Annotated in this window: 22 protein-coding genes and 1 pseudogene; 15 read left to right on the top strand and 8 right to left on the bottom strand. The window is 67.2% G+C overall.

From position 1 onward, the window contains the following. Position 1 precedes the first annotated feature (1 nt). From argH to C479_RS06635, 11 genes are all read left to right on the top strand, one after another. Complete coding sequence (argH, locus tag C479_RS06685) at positions 2 to 1,468, top strand: argininosuccinate lyase (RefSeq protein WP_049907132.1); 1,467 nt, start codon at positions 2 to 4, stop codon at positions 1,466 to 1,468. 221 nt (positions 1,469 to 1,689) lie between these two features. After that, the gene (lysW, locus tag C479_RS06680; RefSeq protein ID WP_007699803.1) at positions 1,690 to 1,854 is read left to right on the top strand and encodes a lysine biosynthesis protein LysW; all 165 of its coding nucleotides are present in this window, start codon (positions 1,690 to 1,692) and stop codon (positions 1,852 to 1,854) included. Further along, entirely contained in the window at positions 1,851 to 2,735 is an 885-nt protein-coding gene (gene lysX, locus C479_RS06675; protein WP_007699800.1) for a lysine biosynthesis protein LysX, read from the top strand. The genes lysW and lysX overlap by 4 nt, the downstream gene beginning before the upstream one ends. Next, complete coding sequence (gene argC, locus C479_RS06670) at positions 2,735 to 3,892, top strand: N-acetyl-gamma-glutamyl-phosphate reductase (RefSeq protein ID WP_007699797.1); 1,158 nt, start codon at positions 2,735 to 2,737, stop codon at positions 3,890 to 3,892. Before lysX ends, argC begins: the two co-directional genes overlap by 1 nt. Beyond that, on the top strand, positions 3,889 to 4,908 hold the full coding sequence (locus C479_RS06665; protein ID WP_007699794.1) for an acetylglutamate/acetylaminoadipate kinase: 1,020 nt from the start codon (positions 3,889 to 3,891) through the stop codon (positions 4,906 to 4,908). The genes argC and C479_RS06665 overlap by 4 nt, the downstream gene beginning before the upstream one ends. Continuing rightward, positions 4,905 to 6,059, top strand: coding sequence for an aspartate aminotransferase family protein (locus tag C479_RS06660; protein WP_007699791.1), 1,155 nt, complete (start codon positions 4,905 to 4,907; stop codon positions 6,057 to 6,059). Before C479_RS06665 ends, C479_RS06660 begins: the two co-directional genes overlap by 4 nt. Positions 6,060 to 6,084: 25 nt before the next feature. Beyond that, a complete protein-coding gene (locus C479_RS06655; protein ID WP_007699788.1) occupies positions 6,085 to 7,344 on the top strand; it encodes a [LysW]-lysine hydrolase in 1,260 nt (419 codons plus the stop codon). Continuing rightward, positions 7,341 to 8,315 (top strand): ornithine carbamoyltransferase, encoded by a 975-nt coding sequence (gene argF, locus C479_RS06650; RefSeq protein WP_007699786.1) that lies wholly within the window; start codon positions 7,341 to 7,343, stop codon positions 8,313 to 8,315. Before C479_RS06655 ends, argF begins: the two co-directional genes overlap by 4 nt. A 403-nt stretch (positions 8,316 to 8,718) precedes the next feature. Continuing rightward, on the top strand, positions 8,719 to 9,984 hold the full coding sequence (gene thrC / locus C479_RS06645; protein WP_007699783.1) for a threonine synthase: 1,266 nt from the start codon (positions 8,719 to 8,721) through the stop codon (positions 9,982 to 9,984). 102 nt (positions 9,985 to 10,086) lie between these two features. Continuing rightward, positions 10,087 to 11,211 (top strand): hypothetical protein, encoded by a 1,125-nt coding sequence (locus C479_RS06640; protein WP_007699780.1) that lies wholly within the window; start codon positions 10,087 to 10,089, stop codon positions 11,209 to 11,211. A gap of 92 nt (positions 11,212 to 11,303) precedes the next feature. Further along, positions 11,304 to 11,678 (top strand): hypothetical protein, encoded by a 375-nt coding sequence (locus C479_RS06635; protein WP_007699777.1) that lies wholly within the window; start codon positions 11,304 to 11,306, stop codon positions 11,676 to 11,678. A gap of 50 nt (positions 11,679 to 11,728) precedes the next feature. Here C479_RS06635 and serA read toward each other — a convergent pair whose 3' ends face one another. Beyond that, entirely contained in the window at positions 11,729 to 13,306 is a 1,578-nt protein-coding gene (gene serA / locus C479_RS06630) for a phosphoglycerate dehydrogenase (protein ID WP_007699776.1), read from the bottom strand. Between the two features lie 113 nt (positions 13,307 to 13,419). On the opposite strand from serA, the gene serB reads away from it, so the two are divergent. Together serB and C479_RS06620 are read left to right on the top strand one after the other, a co-directional pair. After that, entirely contained in the window at positions 13,420 to 14,067 is a 648-nt protein-coding gene (gene serB / locus C479_RS06625; protein WP_007699773.1) for a phosphoserine phosphatase SerB, read from the top strand. 483 nt (positions 14,068 to 14,550) lie between these two features. Further along, positions 14,551 to 14,940, top strand: coding sequence for a hypothetical protein (locus C479_RS06620; protein WP_049907131.1), 390 nt, complete (start codon positions 14,551 to 14,553; stop codon positions 14,938 to 14,940). 56 nt (positions 14,941 to 14,996) lie between these two features. Here C479_RS06620 and C479_RS06615 read toward each other — a convergent pair whose 3' ends face one another. Continuing rightward, entirely contained in the window at positions 14,997 to 15,665 is a 669-nt protein-coding gene (locus tag C479_RS06615; protein ID WP_007699767.1) for a hypothetical protein, read from the bottom strand. A gap of 208 nt (positions 15,666 to 15,873) precedes the next feature. On the opposite strand from C479_RS06615, the gene C479_RS06610 reads away from it, so the two are divergent. Continuing rightward, positions 15,874 to 17,613 (top strand): histidine kinase N-terminal 7TM domain-containing protein, encoded by a 1,740-nt coding sequence (locus tag C479_RS06610; protein ID WP_007699764.1) that lies wholly within the window; start codon positions 15,874 to 15,876, stop codon positions 17,611 to 17,613. On the opposite strand, the gene metX is transcribed toward C479_RS06610, so the two are convergent. The 6 genes from metX to C479_RS06580 all read right to left on the bottom strand — a co-directional run bounded on the left by metX (position 17,610) and on the right by C479_RS06580 (position 25,064). After that, positions 17,610 to 18,854, bottom strand: a complete 1,245-nt coding sequence (gene metX / locus C479_RS06605) for a homoserine O-acetyltransferase MetX (protein ID WP_007699762.1) — start codon at positions 18,852 to 18,854, stop codon at positions 17,610 to 17,612. The two genes, C479_RS06610 and metX, sit on opposite strands and share 4 nt — an antisense overlap. Before the next feature lie 371 nt (positions 18,855 to 19,225). Beyond that, a complete protein-coding gene (gene bioD / locus C479_RS06600; protein WP_007699759.1) occupies positions 19,226 to 19,912 on the bottom strand; it encodes a dethiobiotin synthase in 687 nt (228 codons plus the stop codon). Further along, on the bottom strand, positions 19,909 to 21,123 hold the full coding sequence (locus C479_RS06595; RefSeq protein WP_007699757.1) for an aminotransferase class I/II-fold pyridoxal phosphate-dependent enzyme: 1,215 nt from the start codon (positions 21,121 to 21,123) through the stop codon (positions 19,909 to 19,911). The genes bioD and C479_RS06595 overlap by 4 nt, the downstream gene beginning before the upstream one ends. Beyond that, entirely contained in the window at positions 21,123 to 22,229 is a 1,107-nt protein-coding gene (locus tag C479_RS06590) for a hypothetical protein (RefSeq protein ID WP_007699754.1), read from the bottom strand. Before C479_RS06590 ends, C479_RS06595 begins: the two co-directional genes overlap by 1 nt. Before the next feature lie 53 nt (positions 22,230 to 22,282). After that, entirely contained in the window at positions 22,283 to 23,404 is a 1,122-nt protein-coding gene (gene bioB / locus C479_RS06585) for a biotin synthase BioB (RefSeq protein WP_007699752.1), read from the bottom strand. Positions 23,405 to 23,648: 244 nt separating this feature from the next. Beyond that, on the bottom strand, positions 23,649 to 25,064 hold the full coding sequence (locus C479_RS06580) for an O-acetylhomoserine aminocarboxypropyltransferase/cysteine synthase family protein (RefSeq protein ID WP_007699750.1): 1,416 nt from the start codon (positions 25,062 to 25,064) through the stop codon (positions 23,649 to 23,651). Between the two features lie 286 nt (positions 25,065 to 25,350). Here C479_RS06580 and C479_RS06575 point away from each other — a divergent pair. Next, positions 25,351 to 25,620: pseudogene (locus C479_RS06575) on the top strand (twin-arginine translocation signal domain-containing protein); the annotation flags it as partial.

Raw genomic sequence — 25,620 nt, 5'->3', positions numbered from 1 at the left:
GATGAACGATTCCGACGCCGAGGGCGTTGTTCGCCGCGACCGCTTCAGCGGCGGCCCCGCGCGGGACTTCCTGTCCTCGCTCGCGGCGGACGAGCGCATCTTCGCGGCCGACCTCGCGGTCGATCGCGCCCACGTCGTGATGCTCGCCGAGTGCGATATCGTCGACGACGAGACGGCGGGGGCGATCCTCGGTGCGCTGGACGAGATCGAGGCCGCGGGCCACGACGCGCTTCCCGAGGGAGAGGACGTCCACGAGGCGATCGAGACGGCAGTCATCGACCGCGTCGGCCCGGACGGCGGGCGGATGCACACTGCGCGCTCGCGCAACGACGAGGTCGCGACCTGCATCCGCTACCGCCTCCGTGAGGACGTCCACGAGGCAATCGAGGCGACGCTCGTGCTGCGCGAGGCGCTCGCCGAAATCGCTGACGGTCACACGGAGACGATCATGCCGGGCTACACGCACTTACAGCCCGCCCAGCCGACGACCGTCGCCCAGTGGGCGCTCTCTTACGAGTCGGCGGTCGCACGCGACACGACACGCCTTTTCGACGCCTTCGACCGGCTCGACGCCTCGCCGCTCGGCGCTGCGGCGTTCGCCGGCACGCCGTTCGACATCGATCGTGAACGCACCGCCGAGTTGCTCGGCTTCTCGTCGGTCCTGTCGAACGCGACGGACGCCGTCGCGGGTCGCGACGTCCTCCTCGAGACGACCCAGGCACTCTCGACGCTGGCGACGACGCTCTCGGGACTTGCCGAGGACCTGATCGTCTTCGCGAACCGCGGGTTCGTCGACCTCGCCGACGACTACTCGTCGACCTCGTCGATCATGCCGCAGAAGGTGAATCCGGACACGCTCGAACTCGTCCGCGCGGTCGCGGGTGACGCGGCGGCCGGCGTCCAGGGCCTCACGACGACGCTCAAGGGCCTCCCGCGCGCGTACAACCGCGATCTGCAGCGTGCGACGCCGCACGTCTGGGAGACCGTCGATGCCGTGACCGAGGCGACCGAGGTGGCCGCCGGGGCGGCCGCGACGGCCGACTGGAACGCGGAATCGCTCTCCGCGGCGGCCGGCGAGGGGTTCTCGACGGCCACGGGCGTCGCCGACCTCCTCGCAACGACGGGCGTCCCCTTCCGCACGGCGCACGAGATCGTCGCTGAGGCGGCGGCCGCAGCCGAGGAGCCCGACGTGTCGATCCGCGAGGCGCTCGCGGACGCCGCCGTGGTACACCTCGACGCGCCGCTCTCCGAGTTCGTCGCCTCCGGTGCGCTCGACGACGCGCTCGATCCGGAATCGAGCGTCGCGAGTCGCGATTCGACGGGTGGGCCCGCGCCGGAGGCGGTCGCCGACCAGCTCACGGCCGTCTCGACGTCGATCGAGGCCGATCGCGAACTGCACGCGAACGCCGCGTGCGTTCTCGGGACCGCCGACGAGCGCCGCCTGGAGGTGGTGTCGACCTATGTCTGATCGCGAACTCGTCGGTTCGGTCACGCCACGTTCACCAGTCCGTCGACCGCGACGGGGACGGCCGCGGTCCCCGCCAGGGGACACTATTCAATCGAAATGACATTCGACACGAAATCGCGGTGCAAGGCTGCTGCAAACAGTGTTAGCGTGCAGTGCAAATATATAATTTTATAAACAAGTTCGACGAATTTATATGGGTGTACCCCGGAGTTGGGGGTACAATGACGACGTGCACAGCGTGCGGGGCCGACGTGTCCCTGCACGACGACCTGGAGGCGGGAGAGATCGTCGACTGTACGACTTGCGGCGTCGAACTCGAAGTGATCGAGACCGCGCCACCAGTCCTCGACCGGGCCCCCGAGCTCGAAGAGGACTGGGGTGAGTGAGTGTGCAGATCGGGATCTGCTACTCGCGCATCCGCGCGGACGAGAAGCTTCTGCTGTCGGAACTGCGCGAGCGCGGCCACGACGTCGTGAAGATCGACGTCCGCGAACTGGAGCTGGCGATCGGCGAGGCGCCCGAGATCCTCGCGGACCTCGACCTCGTCGTCGATCGCTGTCTCGCGACGAGTCGCAGCGTCTACGTCACGCAGTTCCTGTCAGCCTACGGCGTCCCAGTCGTGAACGGGTCGGAGACGGCGACGGTCTGTGCCGACAAAGTGCGTACGAGCCTCGCGCTCGACGGCGCGGGTGTCCCCACGCCCGCGACGACGGTGGCGTTCACCACCGACAGCGCGCTCAGCGCCATCGAATCGTTCGGCTATCCATGCGTACTCAAGCCGGTCGTCGGCTCCTGGGGGCGTCTGATGGCCAAGATCGACTCGCCAAGCGCCGCCGAGGCCATCCTGGAGCACAAATCGACGCTCGGTCACTACGAGCACAAGGTGTTCTACGTCCAGGAGTTCGTCGACAAGCCCGGCCGCGACCTGCGCGTCCTCGCCGTCGACGGCGAGCCGATCGCGGGGATGGTCCGCTCGTCGGACCACTGGATCACGAACGCGGCCGCGGGTGCCGAGACGACCGCCCTCGAGATCGACGACGAGATCGCGGACGTGGTCGCCGCGGCCAGCGACGCCGTCGGTGGTGGGCTCCTGGGTATCGACTTGATGGAAACCGACAACGGGTACACCGTCCACGAGGTCAACCACACCGTCGAGTTCAAGGCGCTGAACGGGGCCGTCGACGTCGACGTGCCCGCGGCGGTCGTCGATTGGCTCGAGGAGACGGCCGATTCAGCGGCCGATTCGAAGCTGGAGGTGACCGCCTGATGGCGGGCGGTACGTCGACTGCGGCGACGACCGATGCCGACGACACGACCGCCGTTACCGAGACTGCGGCCGCGAAGACGGTGACCGCGAGCGTCGTCGGCGCCAGCGGCTTCGCCGGCGGCGAACTCTTGCGTCTGCTGGCTGGCCATCCACACTTCGACCTCCAGCAGGCGACGAGTCGCCAGCATGCCGGCAAGAGTATCGGCTCGACGCACCCGCCGCTTCGCGGGACCGAGCTACGCTACACCGAGCCGACGGCGCTGGAATCGGTGGACGTGCTCTTCGCCGCGACGCCCCACGGCGTTTCGATGGGCCGCATCGACGAGTTCTTCGACGCGGCGGACACCGTGGTCGACCTCTCGGCGGACTTCCGTCTGGACACCGCGGCACAGTACGACGAGTGGTACGACGGCCACGACGCGCCCGCGTACCTCGAGCGGGCCGAGTACGCCCTGCCCGAACTCAATCGCGAGAACCTGCCGGGAGCGGACCTGATCGCGAGCGGGGGCTGTAACGCCACCGCGACGATCCTCGGGCTCTATCCGCTGTTCGAGCACGGGATTCTCGGCGGGGAGACCGGCGCGACCGACGGGGATGGCGCGGGCGAACCCGGCGGCGACGAACAGATCGTCGTCGACGTCAAGGTCGGCTCCTCGGAGGGCGGCGCCGGCGGTGGGGCGGCTTCGAGCCACGCCGAGCGCTCGGGCGTCGTCCGCCCGTACGCGCCGACCGGTCACCGCCACGAGGCGGAGATCGAGCAGTGGCTGGACACCTCGGTCGCCTTTACCTGCCACGCGGTGGACATGGTTCGCGGCGCGAGCGCGACGAGCCATGTATTCCCCGATGCCCCCGTCTCGGAGGGTGATCTGTGGACGGCCTACCGCGAATGCTACGAGGACGAACCGTTCGTCCGCCTCGCGGCGGGCGGTTCTGGCGTCTATCGCTACCCCGAGCCGAAGGCCGTCGCGGGGACGAACGTCGCGGAGGTCGGTTTCGAGCTCGACCCGTCGAACGGGCGCGTCGTCGTCTTTTCGGCGATCGACAACGTGATGAAGGGCTCGGCGGGCCAGGCCGTCCACGCGGCCAACATCGCGCTCGGCTTCGCGGAGACGGCCGGCCTCGACTTCGCGGGACTCCACCCGGTGGGATCGCCATGACCGACGACGTGACGCCGGTCGTGATCAAGATCGGCGGCGCGAACGCGGTCGATCCCGCGGGCGCGCTCGCCGACGTGGCTCACCTGTCGGCCAACGGCCGCCCGGTCGCGGTCGTCCACGGCGGCTCGACCGCCGTCGACGAGACGCTCGAAGCGCTCGGCGAGGAGCCGACCTACGTCGAGACACCCGGCGGCGTCGTCGGTCGATTCACCGACGAGACGGCGATGGAGGCGTTCACAATGGCGATGGCCGGGACGGTCAACACGGACCTCGTGGAGGCGCTGCAGAACGAGGGCGTCGACGCAGTCGGTCTCTCTGGCCTCGACGGCAAGTTGCTCGCCGGCAACCGGAAGTCTGCTGTGCGCGTCCTCGAGGACGGCACGAAGAAGATCAAACGCGGCGACCACTCCGGCACGCTCGAGTCGGTCAACGCCGACCTGCTGGAAACGCTCCAGGCAGGCGGGTACGTCCCCGTCGTGGGTGGCCCGATCCTTGGCGCCGAGTCCGACGGTGGGTACACCGCTGTCAACGTCGATGCCGACCGTGCGGCCGCGGCCGTGGCGGGCGCGCTCGAGGCCGATCTCGTCGTGTTGACCGACGTCGCCGGCGTCTACGCGGACCCCGACGACGAGTCGACGCTGATCGAGTCGGCGACGACGGAAGCCGAATTCGAGGTCCTGGAGGACGCCGCGACTGGGTTCATGACGAAGAAGATGATGGCGGCGGCGGAAGCCCTCGAGACGGGGGCGTCGTCGGTCGTCGTCGCCGATGCGAACGCGAACAGCCCGGTGCTCACCGCGCTCGACGGGGCGGGAACGACGATCACGCCCGGGGCGGTCGGAACGGCGACCGGCGCTGGAGACGCAACCGCCGCCGCTGGACATGGGTCCGCCACTGATGGGCACGGGACCGACGACGCCGACGGGTCCGAAGCCGGCGTCCTCGACGACGCAGACTCCCCCGAGGCCGTCGTCTCCGACGACGCAGGCGACGAACGCGGGGTGAGCGAGTCGTGAGTGGCTTCGTCTACTCCCAGAAGCCGATCACGATCGAATCGGGCCAGGACGTCACGCTGACGGGTGACGACGGCACCGAGTACCTCGACTTCGGCGCCAGCTACGCCTGCACACCCGCCGGCCACTGCCACCCGGACGTGGTCGGCGCGATCCAGGAGCAAGCGAGCGACCTCCTCTTCGTGCAGGGGTCGTACCCGGTCGAGGCGCGCTCGATCGTAACTACCCAGCTCGCCGCCCTGGCACCGGGCGATATCGAGAACGTCTGGCTCTGCAACTCGGGCACCGAGGCCAACGAGGCGGCCCTGAAGTTCGCCCGCAGCGCGACCGGCAACACGAAGTTTGTCGCCGCCCGCGGGGCGTTCCACGGCCGCACCGCCGGGAGTCTCTCGACGACCTGGAAGCCAAAGTACAAGGCGCCGTACGAACCCCTGCTGGCCGACGTCGAGTTCGTCCCCTACGGTGATGCGGCGGCGCTCGAAGCGGCCGTCGACGACGAGACGGCCGCGGTCATTCTCGAACCCATCCAGGGCGAAGGCGGCATCAACGCTGCACCTGCGGGCTACCTCCAGGCCGCTCGCGAGGTAACCCACGAGACCGGGTCGGCGCTGCTCTTCGACGAGATCCAGACCGGCCTCGGGCGCACCGGATCGATCTGGGCCTGCGAGAACGACGCGCTCGTCGACTCGCCGGTCGTCCCGGACGTCCTCACGACCGCGAAGGGCCTCGCGAGCGGCCTCCCGATGGGTGCGACGCTCTGTGCGGACTGGATCGCCGAGGGCGCCGCATCTCACGGCTCGACGTTTGCCGGGAACCCGCTCGTCGCCGCGGCGGCGACTGCAACGCTCGACGTTATCGTCGACGAGGAACTCCCGGCCAACGCGGCGGCCGTCGGCGCGACGCTCGTCGACGAACTCTCGCGGGCCGACCTGCCGACCGACGAGGTGCGCGGACTGGGCCTCATGCGCGGGCTCGAGGTGGGACGCGGCGCGAATCGCGTCCTGCGCGACCTCGCGATGGAACACGGTATCCTCGCGCTGCCCGCCGGGAGATCGGTGGTTCGCCTGCTCCCGCCGCTCACGCTCACCGAATCGCACGTCCACGCGCTCGTCGAAGCGCTCGAAGACACGCTGGCGGACACCGTCGAATCATGACCACGATGATCGGAGGAATCGACGTATGACCACGCCCACGAACGCCCACGATACGCCTGCGGTGGGGACCGACGTCTCGACCGAGACCGCCCGCGAGTTGCTGGTCGACATGGTCTCGACGCCCTCGGTCTCGGGCGACGAGGGGACGGCCGCCGAGCGACTGGCTACCTTCTTCGACGCCCACGACCGTGAGGTGTGGCTCGACGACGTCGGCAACGTTCGCGCACCGGCCGACGACGCCGTCCTCTTTACCTCCCACGTCGACACCGTTCCGGGCGACGTTCCCGTTCGCCTCACTGCGAACGGCGAGGCGGCCGAGTCCGATGCGGTGGCCGCTGCCGACGAGGAACTCGACCTCGACGACGCGGCGACCGTCGACGACGCCGATCTCTGGGGCCGCGGAAGCGTCGACGCCACCGGGCCGCTGTGCGCGATGGCGGTCGCGGCCGTCAGGACCGGGAGCTCGTTCGCCGGCGTCGTCGGCGAGGAGACCGATTCGCGCGGGGCGCGCCACCTCGTCGAGACGCGCGAGCCGCCCGCGGCGGTCGTCAACGGCGAACCCTCGGGCGTCGACGGCATCACGCTCGGCTATCGCGGCCTCGTCGCCGGCACGTACGCCGCGACGACGGACTCGACGCACGCCTCGCGGCCGGAACCCACCGCCGTTCAGGACGCGATGGCGTGGTGGGCGGCCGTCGAGTCGGCCTGTGACGCCCTGATCTCGCCCGGAGACGACTCGACCGTGCCCGACTCGACTCTGCCGGACCAGTCCACGTTCGAGTCGGTGACGTCCAAGCCGGTCGCCATCGAGGGCGGGCCGGCCGACGGCGGCCTGTCCGTCGAGGCGCGAGTCGACTTTCAGGTTCGTGTTCCACCGGGACTGTCGGTCGAGACGGTCGAGTCGACGCTCGCATCCGTTACCGCCGATTTCGCCGGTGGGCTCGAACTGGCGGACGCAATCGCCCCGGTGATGGCCAGTCCGCGCACGCCCGTTGCCCGCGCGTTTCGCGTCGCTATTCGCGAGGCGGACGGCGACCCCCGCCTCCTCCGAAAGACCGGGACGAGCGACATGAACGTCTTCGCCGCGGCGTGGGACCGCCCGATGGCGACCTACGGTCCGGGCGACTCCTCGCTCGACCACGCGCCCGACGAGCACCTCTCGCTTGCGGCGTACGACCGATCGATCGCCGTCCTCGACGCCGTCGGCCAGCGCCTCGTCGACGTTGGCCAGTCGAACCGTCCGCCGACGACCCACCACTCCCCGACAGATTCCGATCCCCAATGAGCTACCAGCCGAACACCGACCCGACCGCACCGACCGACGACCCGACTGGCCCGAATGCGACCGACGTGACCCACGTTACCGACGTGGACGACCTCTCGCGGGCCGACCTCGCGGCCGTCCTCGACCTCGCCGCCGAGTACAAGGTGGCACAGCGGCGGGGCTGGACCCACGCCGACCTGTCGGGCCAGACGCTGGGGATGCTCTTCGAGAAACCGAGCACGCGAACGCGCGTCTCCTTCGAGACGGGGATGACCCAGCTCGGCGGCCACGCCATCTTCCTCGGCGAGGACGACATTCAGCTGGGAAACGGCGAACCGATCCGCGACACCGCCCGCGCGCTCTCTCGCTACGTCGACGTCGTGATGGCCCGGCTGTTCGACCACGCGGATCTCGAGGAGCTCGCCCGCTTCTCGGACGTGCCGGTGATCAACGGGCTCACCGACGACGCACATCCCTGTCAGACGCTGGCCGACCTCCTCACCATCCGGGAGACCGTCGGCCCGTTCGACGACGTACGCGCGACCTGGGTCGGTGACGGAAACAACGTCGCCCAGTCGTTCGCCCTCGGCTGTGCGCTCACGGGGATCGACTGCACGATCGCGACACCCGCAGGCTACGGCGTCGACGACGCGGTCCTCGACCGGGCCGGCGAGATCGGCACGGCACCGACAGTCACGACCGACCCCGAGGCGGCGGTCGCGGGTGCGGACGTCGTCTACACCGATGTCTGGGTGAGTATGGGCCAGGAAGCCCAGCGTGCGGAGCGCATCGACGCGCTCGGGCCGTACCAGGTGAACGAGTCGCTTCTCGCGGCGGCCCCCGACGACGTGTCGGTTATGCACTGCCTGCCGGCCCACCGCGGCGAGGAGATCACCGGGCAGGTTCTCGAGGGTGATCGGTCGATTGTCTGGCAGCAGGCGGAGAATCGGCTTCACGCCCAGAAGGGACTGCTCGGCTGGCTCCAGCCCTAACGGGACCGGCCCGTCGACCCGACCGAAAATGGAGAGACCGCCGACCCCGTCACGTCGGGCGAGTAACGACTCGTTACTGTCACTCGGTATCGTCGCTCACGCTGAAAAATCCGCATAGATTATATATCTGGTGGCCATTTGGCCACAACGTATATGCAACTCCGATTGATCGTCGCGACGCTCTTGCTGGTCGGGGGGCCAGCACTGTTGCTGGCGTTCTTCGCCGTCTGAGCGTCGCTGCCGCCAGCGCATCGCCCGTCGATCGACCGCTTGTCGTCCCTCTGCTCTCCGCGACGATACTCCAGCAGCGCCGACTTCGTTCCAGCTCGACGAGGCGGCACCACGAGGTGACGAGTGCTGCCACCATCGCCTCGTTTTTGACCCGGGAACCCCTCGCAAGGGTATGGACCTGTCGCTGACCGCGGAGTCGCCCGAGCCGCCTGCCGACGCCCAGGACGGCGTTTGGCTCGCCTGCATCGAGTGCGGTGAAGCGTCACCGCCGTTCGACGCGATTCGATACACCTGCGACGACTGTGGTGGCCTCCTCGAGGTGCGTTACGCCGAGCCGGCTGGATTCGACGCGTTCGCCGGCGAGGGCGTCTGGCGCTACGCGGATGCGCTCCCACTCGACCGCGGCGTGACGATTCAGGAGGGCGGAACCCCACTGTACCGCGTTCCGGAGCTGAGGGACGACGTCGGCGTCGAGACGCTACGAATCAAACACGAGGGGATGAATCCGACGGGCTCGTTCAAAGATCGGGGGATGACCGTCGGCGTCGCGGTCGCACACGAACTCGGCGTCGAGCGTCTGGCGTGCGCCTCGACCGGAAACACGAGCGCCGCCCTCTCGGCGTACGGCTCCCGGGCCGGGATGGAGACGCTCGTCCTGCTCCCGGCCGGCAAGGTCGCGGCGGGGAAGGTCGCGCAGGCGAGCCTCCACGGGGCGCGTATCCTCGAAGTCGACGGCAACTTCGACGCCTGTCTCGACCTCGTCCAGGAACTCGCCGCTCGCGGCGAGGCCTACCTGCTCAACTCGCTCAACCCGTTCCGCCTCGAGGGCCAGAAGACGATCGGCCTCGAAATCCTCGAGCGGTTCCGCGCCGACCACGACACCGTTCCCGACCGGATCGTCCTGCCCGTCGGCAACGCCGGCAACACCGCGGCGCTGTACAAAGCGTTCCGTGAACTCGTGCAGGCGGGCGACCTCGCCGTCGACGACGTGCCAAAACTCACCGGCGTGCAGGCCGCGGGCGCCGCCCCGATGGTCGAGGCGATCGAGACCGGGGCCGGCGCGGTCCGTCGATGGGACGACGTCGAAACGCGCGCCACGGCGATCCGGATCGGCAACCCCGTCAACGCACCGAAGGCCCTGCCAGGAATCCGCGAGACGGGTGGGGCTGCGGTCGCCGTCTCGGACGCCGCGATCACCGACGCCCAGCGAGCCCTCGCCGGTGCGGGAATCGGCGTCGAACCCGCCTCGGCCGCCTCGCTCGCCGGCCTGCGGAAACTCCGCGAAGACGGTGTCGTCGGGAGCGAGGAGGACGTGGTCTGTCTCACCACCGGCCATCTCCTCAAGGACCCCGACGCTGCGGCCGCAGCAGGAACCGAATCGGAACTCGTTCCCGACGATCTCGACGGCGTGCTCGCGCACCTCGACGGCAGAACGTAGCGTCACCCGTCCGCCGTGCCGTTACAACCGCTGACAACCAGCATCATTTTCCATTATACGTATTGGAAAGTATTATGGTTTCTCCCGGTTAGGTGTGGTTATATGCCCACTCCCCGCTCCCGCCGTGCGTTTCTCGCGACGGCATCGCTCGCCGCCCTCGCTGGCTGTCTCGACGACGGTATGCTCGATTCGACAGACAACGATGAGACGTCTCCAGCGCGACCACCGGGCGTCTCAGACGAGACCCTCGACGATCCCGAAGCGCTGTTTTCGGCCCACGAGGACCGGCTGCGTTCGGGTGGGTTCGAACTCGAACTCGACATGCAGGAATCGGCCAGCGACGACGGCCGATCGTCGACCGACTACGACGTAACGGTCGAAAGCGGTCCGGATGGGGACCCACTTCGGTTATCGGCGACGATCGAGCGGGAGGGAACCACCGAAACCATCGACGGCTGGTATACCGGGTCACAGTCAATTACCAGATACGAAGTCAGTGAAGAACCTCGATACGAAGTCACCGAGAGGCGATCGGATCCGCTCAGTGAGTTCGTCCAGCCCGGGTTCCTCTTCGGTTCGTTCGAGTCCGGAGCGTTCACCGTCGACGCGGCCGACGAGCGAGCAGGCGAGACACAGACGACACTCGTTGCCGACGATCTCACTGAGAACGCCAATTCAGCCGACGATCTGGCGAGCGCGACGCTCGTCGCCGACGAACGCGGCGTGATCCATCGGGCGTCGGCCACGCTGACCGCCCCCGGTGGATCGATCGAGTACGAGATCGGTGCCGTCGGCGGCGTCGACCCGGCTGAGCCTTCGTGGGTCGAATCAGTCCCCGACAGTGCCTTCGACGACGTGGCCGTGGACGTCGATCCGATAACTGACGGCGAGGCCCTCGAACTCGAGAGCTCCGGAGACGACCCAGTTCCTGCGGGGACGACAGTGACAGTTGACGATGCCGAGGAGACCTACCGCGGGACGATCGAGACCCAACTTGCCTCGGGCGAACGGGTCTACCTCTCGATTCAGGATGGGGCGCTGGAAGCCACCAGTACTCGGCCGGCCTCGGTCGACGAACCCTTCGAGTCGTCCATCTCCGTCAGGGTCGTCACTTCCGGCGGCGTGGGTCTTGCGAACGTCTCGATGGCATGGGGGTCTGACGGGACGGGGGCTGGTACCGGCGCCAGCGGTGACAGCAGTAACAGCCGTCATAACGACGAGTCGTGACGCCCGGCGATCCGGAATTCGACTGCCAGTGGTTCGTCTGACGATTGGCTGACTGAACCTTTTGGACGCCCCCGACGTAGGCATGTGTCCCGATGGTAGCCCAGCACCATCCCACCCCACGACCGTGCGAGGAGGCTGCGTGCGACTCGGAACCCGACGGTGACCCGACCGCCACCGACGGCGAGACGACCGCGGGCAACGCGACAGTGACGGTGACGCCCGTCGAGTCCAACTCACACGATTCGACCGACGTCGCCGCCGCGATCGAACGCGAACGGTTGCGCGCTCGTATCCGGGCGTTAGAGCGCGAACTTGTCGCCAGTGAGCGCCACCGGCAGGCGCTCGTCGAGCGGTACGAGTGGGTGTTAGCGGAGCGGGAATCGGACGGTTCGGATCGGTCCGACGCGTCGGCGCGATCGACCGCGTCAGTTGGATCGCGGCTCCGCCGTCTACTCCCCGGAAACTAGTCGGTAGTATAAGATGCGTTTTCGTTCAGTGGAACGGAGTCGCGTCGATGCTAGTCGAGCGTGAGTTGTCTCACGTCGATGATGCGTTCGTCCGCTTCGAGTTCCGCGCGCGCCTCGTCGGGCACCTCGCCGTCGACGTTGTAGACGGTGAGCGCCTCGCCACCGATCGCCTCGCGGGCGTTGAACAGGCCGGCGATGTTGACGTCGTACTCGCCCATGATGCTCCCGATGAGGCCGATGACACCAGGTTCGTCGGTGTTGCGGGTGACGACCATCTTGCCGTGGGGGATCGCGTCGACCCGGTAGTCATCGACACGGACGATGCGGGGGTCCTCGCCGGCGAAGAGCGTTCCCTCGACGGTGATGGCCGTCTCGCCGTTCGAGACTGTGACGGAGAGGAGACTCTGGAAGTCCTCGGTCTGGCGCGTCTTCGATTCGGTAACTTCGACGCCACGGTCTTCGGCGATCTGGGGCGCGTTGACGGCGTTGACCTGCCACTCGAGTGGGGAGAAGACACCTTCGAGCGCGCTGGCGGTGACGAACTCGACGTCCTCGTCGGCGAGTTCGCCCTCGTAGGTTACCTCGACGCCCTCGATGCGGCCGTCGAGCAGCTGCGTCGCAATGCGTCCCGCGGTTCCGGCGAGTTCGACGTAGGGCTCCAGTCGGGCGAACGCGGTTTCGTCGATCGACGGGGCGTTCAGCGCGTTCGCGACGGGGTCGCCGGAGAGGGCGGCGACGACCTGTTCGGCCGTCGAGGTCGCGACGTTCTGCTGGGCGGCCGCCGTCGACGCGCCCAGGTGCGGCGTGAGGACGACGTCGTCGACGTCGAGCAGCGCCGAGTCCTCGGGAAGCGGCTCCTCGGCGAAAACGTCGAGGGCGGCGCCCGCGAGCGTGCCCGCCTCGACGGCCGCGGCGAGGGCGTCCTCGTCGACGATGCCGCCCCGGCCGACGTTGATCAGGTAGCCGCCGTCGAGCGACTCGAGTTCGTCGGCGCCGATCATGCCCTCCGTCTCGGGGGTGAGCGGCGTGTGGATCGTCAGGACGTCGGCGGCGTCGAGACACGCCTCGAGGTCGACGAGCGTCGCGCCCAGGCGTTCGGCTCGCTCTTGCGCGATGTAGGGGTCGAAGGCGACGATGTCCATCCCCAGCGCGTCCAGTTTCTTCGCGACTTCCTGGCCGACCCGGCCCAGGCCGACGACGCCGAGCGTTGTTCCCTTGAGTTCCGTCCCGAGGAACTCGCTCTTGGCCCACTCGCCGGCTTTCAGTCGGCCGTGCGCCTGCGGGATCGACCGCGCGGCGGCGAACGTCATCGCCACGGTGTGCTCGGCGGCCGCGCGGACGTTCCCTTCGGGGGCGTTGGCGACGATGACGCCCTCGTCCGTCGCCGCGTCGATGTCGATGTTGTCGACGCCGATCCCGGCCCGTCCGACGATGACGAGATCCTCGCCCGCCTCGAGCACCTCACGCGTTACCTCCGTCCCCGAGCGAACGATGAGCGCGTTGGCGTCGGCGACCGCGTCGAGAAGCGCCTCGCCGTCGAGTTCGTACCCTGTCTCTACGTCGAAGCCGGCGTCGCGGAGGACGTCGAGCCCCGCGTCTGCGATAGGATCGGTGACAAGAACCTGCATATCTCATCTCACTCCCGGGCTGAGTAAACAGTTGCGGAGGGCGCAGCATTGGCGACGCCGTCGTCTTTGCGCGAACGTAAACTGGTAAACCGTTCCCGTTCGAACCTGCGGGCATGCCCCTCGTGGCCTTCGACTTCGACGGAACGTTGTCCGATTCGGAGATGACTGTCCTGCTCGGCGAGCGATGCGGCGTCGCCGACGAGATGGATACCATCACCGAACGCGCGATGAACGACGAGATCGACTACGCGACGAGCCTGCGGGAGCGAGCTGCCTTACTGGATGGGCTCGACGTTTCCGAGGCGCAGGCCGCGTTCGACCGGGTCGAACTGCGTCCCGGTGCGGCCGACGTGATCGACGAACTCGACGCGGCCGGGGTGACGACGGCGATCCTCACCGGCGGGTTCGAACGCGGCGTCGAGGCGGCTCTCGACCGAGCGGGCGTCGCCGTCGATCACGTGGTGGCGAACCGCCTCCCACGCGCCGACGGCACGCTGACCGGTGAGGTCGAGGGCCCGCTCGTCTCTGGGACGAAGGACGATGCACTCGAATCGCTCACGGACACGGTCTCGATCTCGCTTTCTGCGACCGTGGCAGTCGGCGACGGTGCGAACGACCTTCCGATGCTCACGGTCGCGGACCTGGCGATCGGATTCGACCCGAAACCAGCAGTCGACCCTGCCTGCGACCGCACGGTCGCGACGATGACCGACCTTCGCCGGGCGCTGGCTGACGAGGGCGTTCTCCCCGCCGCGAACTGACTTCGTCCCTCGACGGCCGCCCGGCTCTCTCTGCCTGCGCGGTCGCCAGAGGGGCTGACTACCGGTTCTCCGCCTCTCGGTCGTCGAACGCGGTCGAATCGGGATAGTTGGGTTCGGAAATGGTTTTGAATGAACTGCCTTCGAGTCGAATAGCGGAGTAATCGCCCGCTGTTTCGCCGTGCCACGGTATCGCAAGAAGACGGTTCGCCGGGCGGCGTTTCCGAGCCGAATTCGAGTCGGGTAACTGACCGTTACGCGCCGTTTCAATTCGTAGCGACCGTTTGATCGACTCCCGACGAATGAGAAGCGGGACATAGACGCTCGTGGGGCCGAAATATCGACGATCTCCCCGTGAAACCGTGAGAGTACGAGACAGAGTGACAGAATAAGGAATTACTACTGGTTGCATGCCGGAAAGATAACGCTAAACGACCGTTATTGATAGAGAAGCCCTTATTTACTCTCCTCCACTCGGCTCTCTCGATGATGTGGCAAGACTTCGTCTTCATGATCGGTAGCAGCCTTTCGATCGGATTTCTGGCGCCGACCCTCCGTGACGCGAACGCACGCGTCCCTCTCGGAACGAGCGTCCCTTCGATGACGATCGGTATCGTGTACGGAATCACCTTTGCGACCCTCGGAATGCCCTTCTCGGCACTCGGCGCGTTCGTCACGGGGACGATGTGGTCGCTGGTCGCGATCGTTCGTTCGCCGCTTCCAGACACGCCGAAGACGACCCGTCGGGAGCGCCTTCGCGCACTCGGTCGAGACGTGGTTGGCAGTGTCGAGCCAATCGTCGCTGCCCTGCCGGTTCTCCGAGCGACCAGCTCTGAGGGACACAACCACGAAGAGACCGGCCAACCCGCCGATTGAGTCCGTCGGCCTCCGCTGATTTCCACCCTCCCTGCCCACTTGCGCTCGGCAGTACGTTAGTACGGATCGCGATTGGCGACGAACGCCCGATACCCGATAGCCAGCGATGCACCCAGCAGGGCGAGCACCGCCGGAAAGACCACGCCTGGGTAGAGTACCGCGTCGGCGACGTCGACGGACACCATCTGAATCTCGGATGCAGATCGTGCGTCGGTCGTTGGTTCCCAGGTCGCGAAGGTGGCGAGGAGTGCCGCCGACAGAACGTAGGCGGGAACGACGAGGAGCGAGGCCCCGAGCCGTTCTCGCACCGAATTCGTCTCGACGCAGGACGCGATTCCGTATCCCGCGCCGACTATGAGCAGGAAGCAGAGGAGCGTATAGGCTGGACTGGTAGCGAAGTGAAACAGCCCGTACCGAACCCCACGGCTTGGCGACTCCCCGTCGATATTCAGGCCAGCGCCGAGGTTCATGAGGGTCGTCCACCCTGCTTCCGTCATCACGTGTGGTGGTGACTCGGTGGTACCCCACGCGTTCGACCCCTGTCTGCCTGCAAACGTCGCCAGGAGCGCGAGCACGTAGGTGGTGAGGGCTGCCGCGGCACCGGTGAGCAGTCCGCCGACGACCGGGATGCGCTCGTGAACCGACGGCAGTGTTCGTGATTCGTCGGCGGTCGATTCGTCGTCTTCGACGGGGCCGCCGTGGCGGTATTTCGGCTGGTTTGACATTATATCGGGTCTGGGAGGGGTTTCGCTTGAACGTTCCGGTCCCATTCGGTGCGGATAGAACGGTCCGGGTCGCCCGAGCGAGTTCGAACGGCTGAGCCCGAGCCGTCGTCCGGACCGATGCGACGCGCTGTTCGGCCCGGTACGCCGCTCGAATCGGCCTGGCCAGTAACTATAGGTCGCCCTGGTTCCGATTCGGAGTATCGCTACAATGGCTGTCGGCGACCTGCCCTTCTGGGCGATTCTGTACGTCCTCGCCAATATCGCTGGGGTCGTCCTTTCGCTCGGTCTCGGATACTACGCGTGGCGTCACCGCGACGAACCGGGGGCGACGTCACTCGTGACGGTCGTGGCGGGCGCCACGACCTGGTCGGCGATGGTCCTCCTGCGCATCGCCACCGGTCCGTACGTCTTCGACGGGCCGTTCTGGCTCACCACGTTCTGGAACCGGGTGATGTACCTGGGGATTGGACTCACCGTGGCGGGCTGGTTCGGGTTCGCACTCGAGTTTACCGGCCGCGAGCGGTTCGCGACGCGGAAGACGGTCGGTTTGCTCGCGATCCATCCGGTTGCGATATCGCTCGTCGCGTGGTTCGCCCCGGATCTTCTCTGGGCAGTCTTCGAGCCGTCCTCGACCGATATGACGGGAGTCACCAGCGAGTGGGGACCGGCGTTCACCGTTCACATCTTGTACGCCTACGGACTCTCGGTGGTCGGCCTCTTTTTCCTGCTCGAGTACATCTTCCGCAACCGCTCGCTCTACCGCAAGCAGGGCCTGGCCGTGCTCCTCGGATCACTGTCGCCATTCGTCGGAAACCTCGTCTACCAGGGAGGGCTCGTGCCCGTCGATCTCGCACCCACGGCGTACGTCGTCACCAGTCTGGCCTTCGGCTGGGCGATCTTCAGCTATCAACTCATGGACGTGACGCCGATCGCCCGGGATCACGTCGTCGACGCGATCGACGACGCCGTCTTCGTCCTCGACAGGGACGATCGCCTCGTTGATCTCAATCCCGCCGCGGCGGTACTCTTCGGCGTCGACCGGGACGCCGTCCTCGGCGAACACGTCCGGACGGTCGTCCCCACGCACGCGGAACTTCTGGATCGCTACGAAGACGCGGAGCGAGTCGAGGACGAAATCGACGTGCAGGCCGACGACGAACGACGAAGCTTCGAGATCCGAATCTATCCACTGTTCGACGACCACGACCGGCTGGTCGGCCGCCAGTTCCTCCTGCACGACAACACTCACCAGCGCCGACGCCAGCGCCAACTCGAACACCAGAACGAGCAACTCGAACGCGTCGTCAGCGTCGTCTCGCACGACCTCCGGAATCCGATCAACGTCGCTCGCGGTTACGTTGACATGACGACGGAGACGGGCGACCTCGACAATTTAGAGCCCGCCGAGCGGTCGTTCGATCGGATGGAGACGATCATCGAGGACGTACTCACGATGGCCAGGGACGGTGGTGGCGTCGACGACACCGAACCGGTGACCCTCGACGCCATCGCCGAGGATGGGTGGCAGCAGGTCGATACCGGTGAGGCGACCCTCGAGGTAGTCGACTCGATGACGTTCGCGGCTGATCGACGAAAACTCCAGCGCCTGCTCGAGAACCTCTTTCGAAATGCGATCGATCACGCCGATGGGACTCCGACCGTCACGGTCGGGACCATCGACACCGACGACGAATCGATCCTGATCGAGGGCGAGTCGTTCGGGTTCTACGTGGCCGATGACGGGCCGGGAATTCCCGCCGGCGAGCGAGCCGACGTGCTCGATGCCGGGTATACGACCGCCGAGACCGGTACCGGACTCGGCCTTTCCATCGTTCAGAGCATCGCCGAAGCACACGGGTGGACTGTCGAGATAACGGAATCGCGGACGGGTGGCGCGCGGATCGAACTGACCGGTATCGTCCCCGTCGGGCGGGCGGCCGCGGTTTAAAACAGGCCGGTGTGAACGGGGGCGTGGCCGTCACGTTCCGTCGCGTTATCGGCGTCCGTCACCGCCCGTCCGGCCACGCCGTCGACGAGGAAATCCGCGAGCGGCGGGTTCAGGCGTTCGGGTTCGACGAGGAACGCGTCGTGGCCGTGCGTCGAATCGACGACGTGGTGGGCGACCGCCGTTCCCGTCTCCCGGAAACCGCCGGCGACGGCGCTCGATTGCTCGACCGTGAAGTGCCAGTCGCCGGTGAAACTCACGACCAGGGCTTCCCCGGCGAATGCGGCGAGTGCGTCGGCGACCGAGCCGAAACCGGCGGCGAGGTCGAAGTCGTCCATCGCCTGCGTGAGGTAGCAGTAGCTGTTGGCGTCGAACCGGTCGACGAACCTGTCGGCGTTGTAATCGAGGTAGGACTCGACGTCGCGGTAGGGGAAGAAGTCGGCCGCCGGACCAGGTGGGAACCGCTCGCCGGCGGCGTCGCGCCCCGCCGACCGTCGACCGAATTTCTCGGCCATGGAGTCCTTCGAGAGGTACATGACGTGGCCGAGCTGGCGAGCGAGCCCGAGTCCCTGATCCGGGTCCGGTCGATCGTCGCCGTAGTAGTCGCCGCCGTTCCAGTTGGGGTCGTTCGTGATGGCGCGCCGGGCGATGGCATCCAGCGCGAGACACTGTGCGTCGAGTCGGGGAGCGGTCGCGATGGCGGCGACGCGATCGACGTCGTCGGGATAGCGACGGACCCACTCGAGGGCGTTCATCCCGCCGACGGAGCCGCCGACGACGGCGTGCAACCGGCCCACACCGAGTTCGTCTAGCAGGCGACGCTGCGCCCGCGTCCAGTCGCCGACGGTCACCGGCGGGAACGCGCTTCCGTAGGGTTCGCCCGTCTCGGGATTCTCGCTTGCGGGGCCGGTCGTTCCGTAACAGGATCCGGGCACGTTCGCGCAGACGACGAAGTACTCCGTGGTGTCGATCGCCGCCCCCGGACCGACCGTGTCGTCCCACCAGGCGCGAGCCTGGCCGGCGGTCGTCTGGTCGGTCACCCCTGTGCCCGCTTTCCCGCGTCTGGCGACGTGTGCACTGCCGGTGAGGGCGTGGCAAACGAGGACGGCATTCGAACCCGTAAACTCACCGTAGGTTTCGTAGGCGACCTCGAGTGCGGGAACGCTCTCACCACATTCGAACGTGAACGATCCGAGGTCGACTCGCTCCGCGCTCACCGCGGCCACCCCGCTGTCGGTCGCCATAGCTGGGCCGCTCGCTGCCACGTCGATTCGGTTCGCGTGGATGCGCCTGTTCGATCGCCTCCGGCCGTCCTGCCGGTGATGCCATCGCTAGCGGATACCTTGCCAGCGGTATCGCTACCTGCCGTCACCGGACGATCCGCCGACGATTCCCCGTCGCGAATTGCCGACGCGTCCCGACGAACCATGTGTATAGTGCATATCTCTGTGGAGGTTAATAACTGCCAGTTACGGCAAGAATCGTCCGCATCGAAATTCGAGTTCGTCGCCCGACCCGGTGGTCGTCTCCCCAACAGGTATGCGTCTCCCCGGCAGGTATTCGTCTCCCGAACATCGACGCAACTGGTCAACGAAAATAGTGGGCCGGCCGGTTCTCAGTGCGGGAACACGTCCGGATCGAGCGCGTCCTCGACGGCGGCAGGAACGGTACCCGGCCGGTCGGTCGAGATCGGCGCCAGCGTCCACACCGGCCGCTCGGTCATCGACGCCAGCACGCTGGGGTTCGTTCGTTCGGCCACGTCGGCGCCCTCGTACTCGTTGAGGACGATCCCGTGGACCTCGATGCCGCGCCGTTCGAGCGCCTCGACGGTGAGTGCGCTGTGGTTGAGCGTCCCCAGTCCCGATCGGGCGACGACGAGCGCCGGGAGTTCCAGATCGGCGATGAGATCGACGACCTCCCGTCCATCCGAAAGTGGGACGCGGAGGCCGCCAATCCCCTCGACGACGCCGATCGAGGCCGCCTCGAGCGCGTCCCGACAGCCGTCTCGAATCCGTTCGTAACCGAGGTCGGCGTTTGCCTGCCTCGCGGCGACGGCGGGGGCCAGCGCGGGTTCGAGCCGACGGAGACAAGTCGCGGCCGCCGGATCGCCGCAGGCGTCGCCGACGAACTCGGCGTCGTCGTCCGGCGGATGGCCGGTCTGGCAGGGCTTGATCGCCCGCGCGTCGACGCCATCGTCCCGGAGCCACCCGACCAGTCCGGCGGTGACGACCGTCTTCCCGACGCCGGTGTCGGTCCCGACCACGGCGAAGTCCCGACTCGCTGAGAGCGATCGGTCGGTCATAGCAGCCCCACCGCCGATCCCGCCGATTCGAACGCATTGAGACAGGTCTGGATCTCCGTGTCGGTGTGGGTAGCCATCGGCGTCACGCGGATGCGACTGGTCCCGTCGGGCACCGTCGGGGGTCGGATCGCCGTCGCGACGATGCCACGCTCCCGGAGGCGCTCGCTGAGTGCGAGCGCATCGTGACGATCACCAACTACGACGGGGAGAATCTGCGTCTCCCCCCTGACCTCGTAGCCCATCGATTCGAGGCCCCGCCGGAGCGTCTCCACGTGCTCCCACAGCGTGGCGGTCCGCTCGCCCTCCCGGGCGATCCGCAGCGCTTCGCGGGCAGCCGCGGCGGCCGGGGGCGCCAGTCCGGTCGAGAAGACGAACGACCGCGCCACGTTCGACAGGTACTCGACGAGCGCTTCGTCGCCGGCGACGTAACCGCCCTGACTGGCCAGCGCCTTCGATAGCGTTCCCAGCTGGACGTCCACCCGGTCGGCCAGCCCCTCGCGCTGGACGATTCCGCCGCCGTCACCGAAGACGCCCGTCGCGTGGGCCTCGTCGACCATCACCCACGCGCCGAACGCGTCGGCGACGGTACAGAGATCTTCGAGCGGGGCCACGTCGCCGTCCATCGAGAACACCGTGTCGGTGACGACCAGCCAGGCCTCGTCGTCGCCGCCAGCCCGCTCTCGGGCGGCCATTCGATCGCGCAGGTCGTCGGGGTCGCGGTGGTCGTACACGACCGTCTCCGCACCGGCCAGCCGGCAGCCGTCGATGATACTCGCGTGGTTCAGTTCGTCCGAGAAGATGACGTCGGGCGCCAGCGCCGCGATGGTGCCGACGTTGGCCGCGTAGCCCGAGGAGAACACCAGCGCGCGTTCTGTCGCCTTGCACGCGGCGAGGTCGCGTTCCAGTGCCCGGTGGTGACCCGTATCGCCTGTGATGAGGCGTGAGGCGCCGGCACCGGTTCCGACACTGGCGCCGCGTTCGGCAGCGCGCCGGACGCGGTCGTCGGTCGCCAGCCCGAGGTAATTGTTCGACGCGAAGACGAGCCGCTTCGCCCCGAACGTCGGCGCTTCGCCCCGCGGATCCTCGGCGAAGCGCGTCCGCGCATCGACCGTCGCCGCGGGGTCGAGGTGGCGACGCAGGGTCGCCTGTTCGCGCTCGCGGAGCCGCCGGTCGAGGTCGAACCCGCGATCGATCGTGGGGTCTTCGGCCATCAGAATCCGGGCAGCAGTTCCGCCGGCCCGAAGACGCCGAAGTCGCCGGCACGATTTCGCCGTACTGCGGCTTTTACGTAGCCGAGTGCGGGCCCGTTGACGTTCGCTTCCATACTCGTCGCATCGTCGAGTTGGAACGTGTTCGTCCCGCGCTCGCCGTCGAAGGTCCGACCCGTGACCCGGACCGTCGTCGTGGTCGGTTTCTCGTCGGAGCGGACGTCGAGTACCCCGCCGACGGTGACGTCGTCGGCGTCGCAGATACCCGCCCGTTCCAAGAGTACGTCGTCGGCGTGTTCCATGTCCTGGAACTCCAGCACGCCGTCGTGATCGTCGATGAGCGCTTCGATCTCGGCCTCGCTCATCTCGCGGGCCGTCTCCACGTCGTAACCGTCCAGGTGAGCGATATCCTCGCGGACGGTGCCTCGATTGTCCTCGTAGCCGGACTTGAGCCCGACGCCCCACCAGATCTCGACGTCTTCGACCTCGACGAACGACTGGGCGGCGAGCGCGGCCGCGCCGGTGAGGAATCCGGGCGTCGCGCCGGCGCCGCAGACGAAAGTGATGCCCGCGTCGACTAGCGTCTCCGCGCGGTCGTCGAGCATACCGATCACCCGCGAGCGCTTGAGGACGTCGACCAGAACGCCCTCGTAGTCGGCTGCGGCGAACCGTTCCGCGACACGCGGGATGAAGTCGTGTTCCAGGTTCGGCAGCGCCAGCACGACGGCGTCGATCTCGTCGCTCTCGGCGATGACGTCGTCGATCGGCGTCTCCGTCGGCGTGCCCTGTCTGGAGGCGACGATCCCGGCACCGTCGCCGGACTGTTTGACGCCGCCGGTGGTCCCGCCGGCAGCGTCGTCGGTCGACGCCCCGCCGCCGTCTGCCGACGTACCGCCGTCGATTTCGATTTCGTCGTCGGTCGGTCCGCTCGCGACGTTGCCTTCGGTCGCCGCCAGTAACTCCTCGACGTCGAGTCCGTCGTGGTCGATGGCGATCCCGTTGCGGTCACACGCCGCGACCGGCGTCAACTCGTCCTTGTCCTGTCCGACCTCGAGCGTTCGTCTCCCGATGCCACCCGTTCCGAGTACGGCAAAGCGTATGTCGTCCATTGGTTTTTCGTCTCTGTCGACCGTATCGCGATTCTCCTCTCGTCGATCTGTACTCACTCGTCGACCGCGTCGGCGACGCTCGTCGCCGTCCCGGCGGCCGTCTCGACGCGGTCGGACTCGTCGTCGGGGTGTCCGGTGACCGACTCCGGCTCGAAGTCGTTGACCGCTGTATTCGGCTCCAGCCCCGCCCGTTCGATCACCTCGATGTCGTCGCCGGGTGACTGGCCCGACGTGGTGAGGTAGTCGCCGGTGAGGATGCCGTCGGCACCCGCCTCGAAGGGTAGGTGTTGTTCGTCGGGTTCGAGGGCGACCTCGCGACCACCCGTCAGCCGCACCCGCGCCTCGGGATGCAGCAGTCGGTAGACGGCGATGGTCGTGAGGATCTCGGCGGTCGTGATCGCCGGTGAGTCGCCAAAGCGTTCGCCAAGCGGCGTCCCGGCGACGGGGTTCAACACGTTCACCGGGAGCGAGGAGACCCCGATCTCCTGGAGCGCGATCGCCGCGTCGACGCGGTCGGTCGGCGCCTCGCCCATGCCGAGGATCACACCCGCACAGAGGTCCATCCCGACGTCCTTGGCGCGTTCGAGCGTCTTCACGCGGTCCTCGAAGCGGTGGCTATCGATGATCTCGGGGAAATATCGCGGGGAGGTCTCGATGTTGTGATTGTAGTGATTGATCCCCTCGTCGGCCAGGATCTCCGCTTCCTCGCGCGTGAGGATGCCGAGGCTTGCGTCGACCTCGACGTCGGTCTCGTCGCGAACCAGTCGGATCGCCCTGAGGACGTCGGCCCACTCGTCGGGGCGGTGTTCCTTCGAGACACCTTTCTCCGCGACGACGATCCCGAACCGCTGGGCGCCGTCGCGTTCCGCCCGTTTCGCTGCGGCGAGGATCTCTTCGGGATCGAGGAAGCCGTACGTGTCGATCCCGGTGTCGAAGTGGACCGACTGTGCGCAAAAGCCGCAGTCCTCGGCGCAGTTGCCAGCCTTCGCGTTGACGATAGAGCAGGCGTCGACGGTGTCGTCGCCGAAGTGTGCCCTGACGGCGTCGGCTGCCGGCGCGAGGTCGGAGAGCGGCTGTGCGACGAGTGCCAGCCCGTCGCGGCGATCGAGGCGCTCACCAGCGACGACTCTGTCGACTGCGTCGTCCACCGTCTGATTGCCGGTCTCGTAAACCACGATCCATGGGCTGGTTTACGAGCCAATAAAGATTGTCTTTTTCTCCCCGATGACTACGGTGAAACGACGGACGAGGTCGATCTGCTGGCGACCACTGACCACAGTCGGCAGCCGTTTCTGGCGGTTCACTCTCCATTTTTCCTCCCATTGATTACCCTCTCCTGCTCTGGTTGATTCCCCGCTAGGCGTCCTCCTGAGACTCGCTCCGATTCGGAGCGTGGTCCCGAGCCGACGATCCCACCGCTTACGACTCCGTCGCTCGCTCGATCGCCCGCTCGAAATCCGCGAGCAGGTCTGCCGGCTCTTCGAGCCCCACTGAGACACGGACCAGGTCCTCGGAGACGCCTGCGTCGGCCCGCTCGTCCGGAGTGAGTTGCCCGTGGGTCGTACTCGCCGGGTGGATGACGAGCGTCTTCGCGTCGCCGACGTTGGCGAGGAAGGAGGCTAGTTCGACGGATTCGCAGAAGCGTTTGCCCGCTTCGAACGCGGAGGGGCTGGCGTCGTCCCCGCTTGCGAGTCCGAAGGCGAGCATTCCACCGAAGTCGTCCAGGTACCGCTTCGCGGTGTCGTGGGTCTCGTGTGAGTCCAGGCCGGGATAGGCGACCCAGGCAACGTCGTCGTGGTCGGCGAGGTAGTCGGCGACGATCGCGGCGTTCTCACAGTGGCGAGCCATGCGAAGTGGGAGCGTCTCCAGCCCCTGCAGCGTCTGCCAGGCGTCGACGGGTGATTGACCGTTGCCGAGGCTTCTGAGTGACCGGAATCGCGCCGCGGCGGCGAAGGGGGCCTCGGCGAAGTCCCGACCGAAGTCGACGTCGGCGTAGGCCGGGTTCTCGCCGGCGAGTTCGGGGTACCGCTCCGCGTGGTCGCGCCAGGGGAAGCTCCCGCCGTCGATCAGGACTCCGCCGAGCGTGGTTCCGTGGCCGTGAAGCCACTTCGTCGTCGACGTCCAGACGATATCGGCGCCGTGCTCGAGGGGACGACAGAGCGCTGGCGTGGCGAACGTGTTGTCCACGACGAGAGGGACGCCGTGGTCGTGAGCGATCGACGAGATCTCCTCGAAATCCGGCGTGACGAGCGACGGGTTGCCGATCGTCTCGACGTGAACGAACGCAGTGTCGGCGTCGATCGCGTCGGCGTACGCGTCCGTGTCGAGTGTCGGGACGAACCGCGGTTCGATACCCCGACGAGCGGCGGTCGAGCGGAAGTACGCCGTCGTGCCCCCGTAGGTGTCGGTCGAGCAGACGACGTTGTCGCCGACGCCGGCGAGCGGCAGCGTAATCGCGTCGAGGGCTGCCATCCCGCTACCCGTCGCCACGGCGCCGGTACCGCCGGCGAGTTCGGTGAGTCGTGTCTCGAGTGCGTCGACCGTCGGATTGGCGATCCGCGAGTAGATGTAGTCGTCGCGCTCCAGTGCGTAGCGCGCCGCCGCATCGTCGGCGTCGACGAACTCGTACGAGGTCGACTGGACGATCGGTGTCGCGGCGGCGCCGGTGCCCGGATCTGGCCGATAGCCTGCGTGAATACTCCGGGTGGCGAGCGCTGTGTCCCGATTACCGTTCGCAGATCGCTCTATTTTCGCCGGTGTTCCTTTTTTCGTTCGCTCGTCTCGAGTAGCCGACCGCCCGTCGCCAGATTTGGGCGAATCGCGCTCATTATCCATGTTTTATAGTAATGTCCGCAACGTTGTTTATGCACAGTAGTAACGGCAAAAGCCGCCTCTCCGTCTGTGCCCGGCTCGTCTATCGGTCTCGAGCCCGATCGCGGAATGGGCTGTACACTGGGTCACCGTCGAACAGGGACACGGCCGATCCGGTCGATCCAGTACCGGTCTCGGTAACCCTTCCCGACTAAAATCGTCGGTTCCATTGCACACGCTTCGTGGTACCATCACCCGCGACGGGTGTCTAACGGTTCGTTTTTACCTGCTCAGTCCAAACACATTCCCGATGACCCGATCACACGATGTTTCGCGACGAACAGCACTCAAGCTGACTGGTGCTGCCGCAGCGGCGACCACCCTGGCAGGCTGTGGAAGTAGCGACGGTGACGACGATAGCTCTGGCGACAACAACGACGACAGTGGGGGCGGTGCCGTCGAGATCGAACCGGGCAATGAGATCCTGTTCAAGGGCATGACGACGCACTGGGAGGGGAAGTCGCCGTCGGGGATCGAAGGCGAGGAGAACCCGACGATCGCGCTGACGGAGGGCGAGACA

It is taken from the genome of Halovivax asiaticus JCM 14624, assembly GCF_000337515.1.
Classification (GTDB): Archaea; Halobacteriota; Halobacteria; order Halobacteriales; family Natrialbaceae; genus Halovivax; species Halovivax asiaticus.
This window is presented reverse-complemented; position numbering and strand designations above follow the sequence as displayed.

Bases quoted from the DNA above. Each gene is read 5' to 3' on its own strand.
- argH (WP_049907132.1), top strand. From the start codon at position 2: ATGAACGATTCCGACGCCGAGGGCGTTGTTCGCCGCGACCGCTTCAGC.
- lysW (WP_007699803.1), top strand. From the start codon at position 1,690: ATGACGACGTGCACAGCGTGCGGGGCCGACGTGTCCCTGCACGACGAC.
- argC (WP_007699797.1), top strand. From the start codon at position 2,735: ATGGCGGGCGGTACGTCGACTGCGGCGACGACCGATGCCGACGACACG.
- C479_RS06665 (WP_007699794.1), top strand. From the start codon at position 3,889: ATGACCGACGACGTGACGCCGGTCGTGATCAAGATCGGCGGCGCGAAC.
- C479_RS06655 (WP_007699788.1), top strand. From the start codon at position 6,085: ATGACCACGCCCACGAACGCCCACGATACGCCTGCGGTGGGGACCGAC.
- argF (WP_007699786.1), top strand. From the start codon at position 7,341: ATGAGCTACCAGCCGAACACCGACCCGACCGCACCGACCGACGACCCG.
- thrC (WP_007699783.1), top strand. From the start codon at position 8,719: ATGGACCTGTCGCTGACCGCGGAGTCGCCCGAGCCGCCTGCCGACGCC.
- C479_RS06640 (WP_007699780.1), top strand. From the start codon at position 10,087: ATGCCCACTCCCCGCTCCCGCCGTGCGTTTCTCGCGACGGCATCGCTC.
- C479_RS06635 (WP_007699777.1), top strand. From the start codon at position 11,304: ATGGTAGCCCAGCACCATCCCACCCCACGACCGTGCGAGGAGGCTGCG.
- serA (WP_007699776.1), bottom strand. From the start codon at position 13,306: ATGCAGGTTCTTGTCACCGATCCTATCGCAGACGCGGGGCTCGACGTC.
- serB (WP_007699773.1), top strand. From the start codon at position 13,420: ATGCCCCTCGTGGCCTTCGACTTCGACGGAACGTTGTCCGATTCGGAG.
- C479_RS06620 (WP_049907131.1), top strand. From the start codon at position 14,551: ATGATGTGGCAAGACTTCGTCTTCATGATCGGTAGCAGCCTTTCGATC.
- C479_RS06615 (WP_007699767.1), bottom strand. From the start codon at position 15,665: ATGTCAAACCAGCCGAAATACCGCCACGGCGGCCCCGTCGAAGACGAC.
- C479_RS06610 (WP_007699764.1), top strand. From the start codon at position 15,874: ATGGCTGTCGGCGACCTGCCCTTCTGGGCGATTCTGTACGTCCTCGCC.
- metX (WP_007699762.1), bottom strand. From the start codon at position 18,854: ATGGCGACCGACAGCGGGGTGGCCGCGGTGAGCGCGGAGCGAGTCGAC.
- bioD (WP_007699759.1), bottom strand. From the start codon at position 19,912: ATGACCGACCGATCGCTCTCAGCGAGTCGGGACTTCGCCGTGGTCGGG.
- C479_RS06595 (WP_007699757.1), bottom strand. From the start codon at position 21,123: ATGGCCGAAGACCCCACGATCGATCGCGGGTTCGACCTCGACCGGCGG.
- C479_RS06590 (WP_007699754.1), bottom strand. From the start codon at position 22,229: ATGGACGACATACGCTTTGCCGTACTCGGAACGGGTGGCATCGGGAGA.
- C479_RS06580 (WP_007699750.1), bottom strand. From the start codon at position 25,064: ATGGATAATGAGCGCGATTCGCCCAAATCTGGCGACGGGCGGTCGGCT.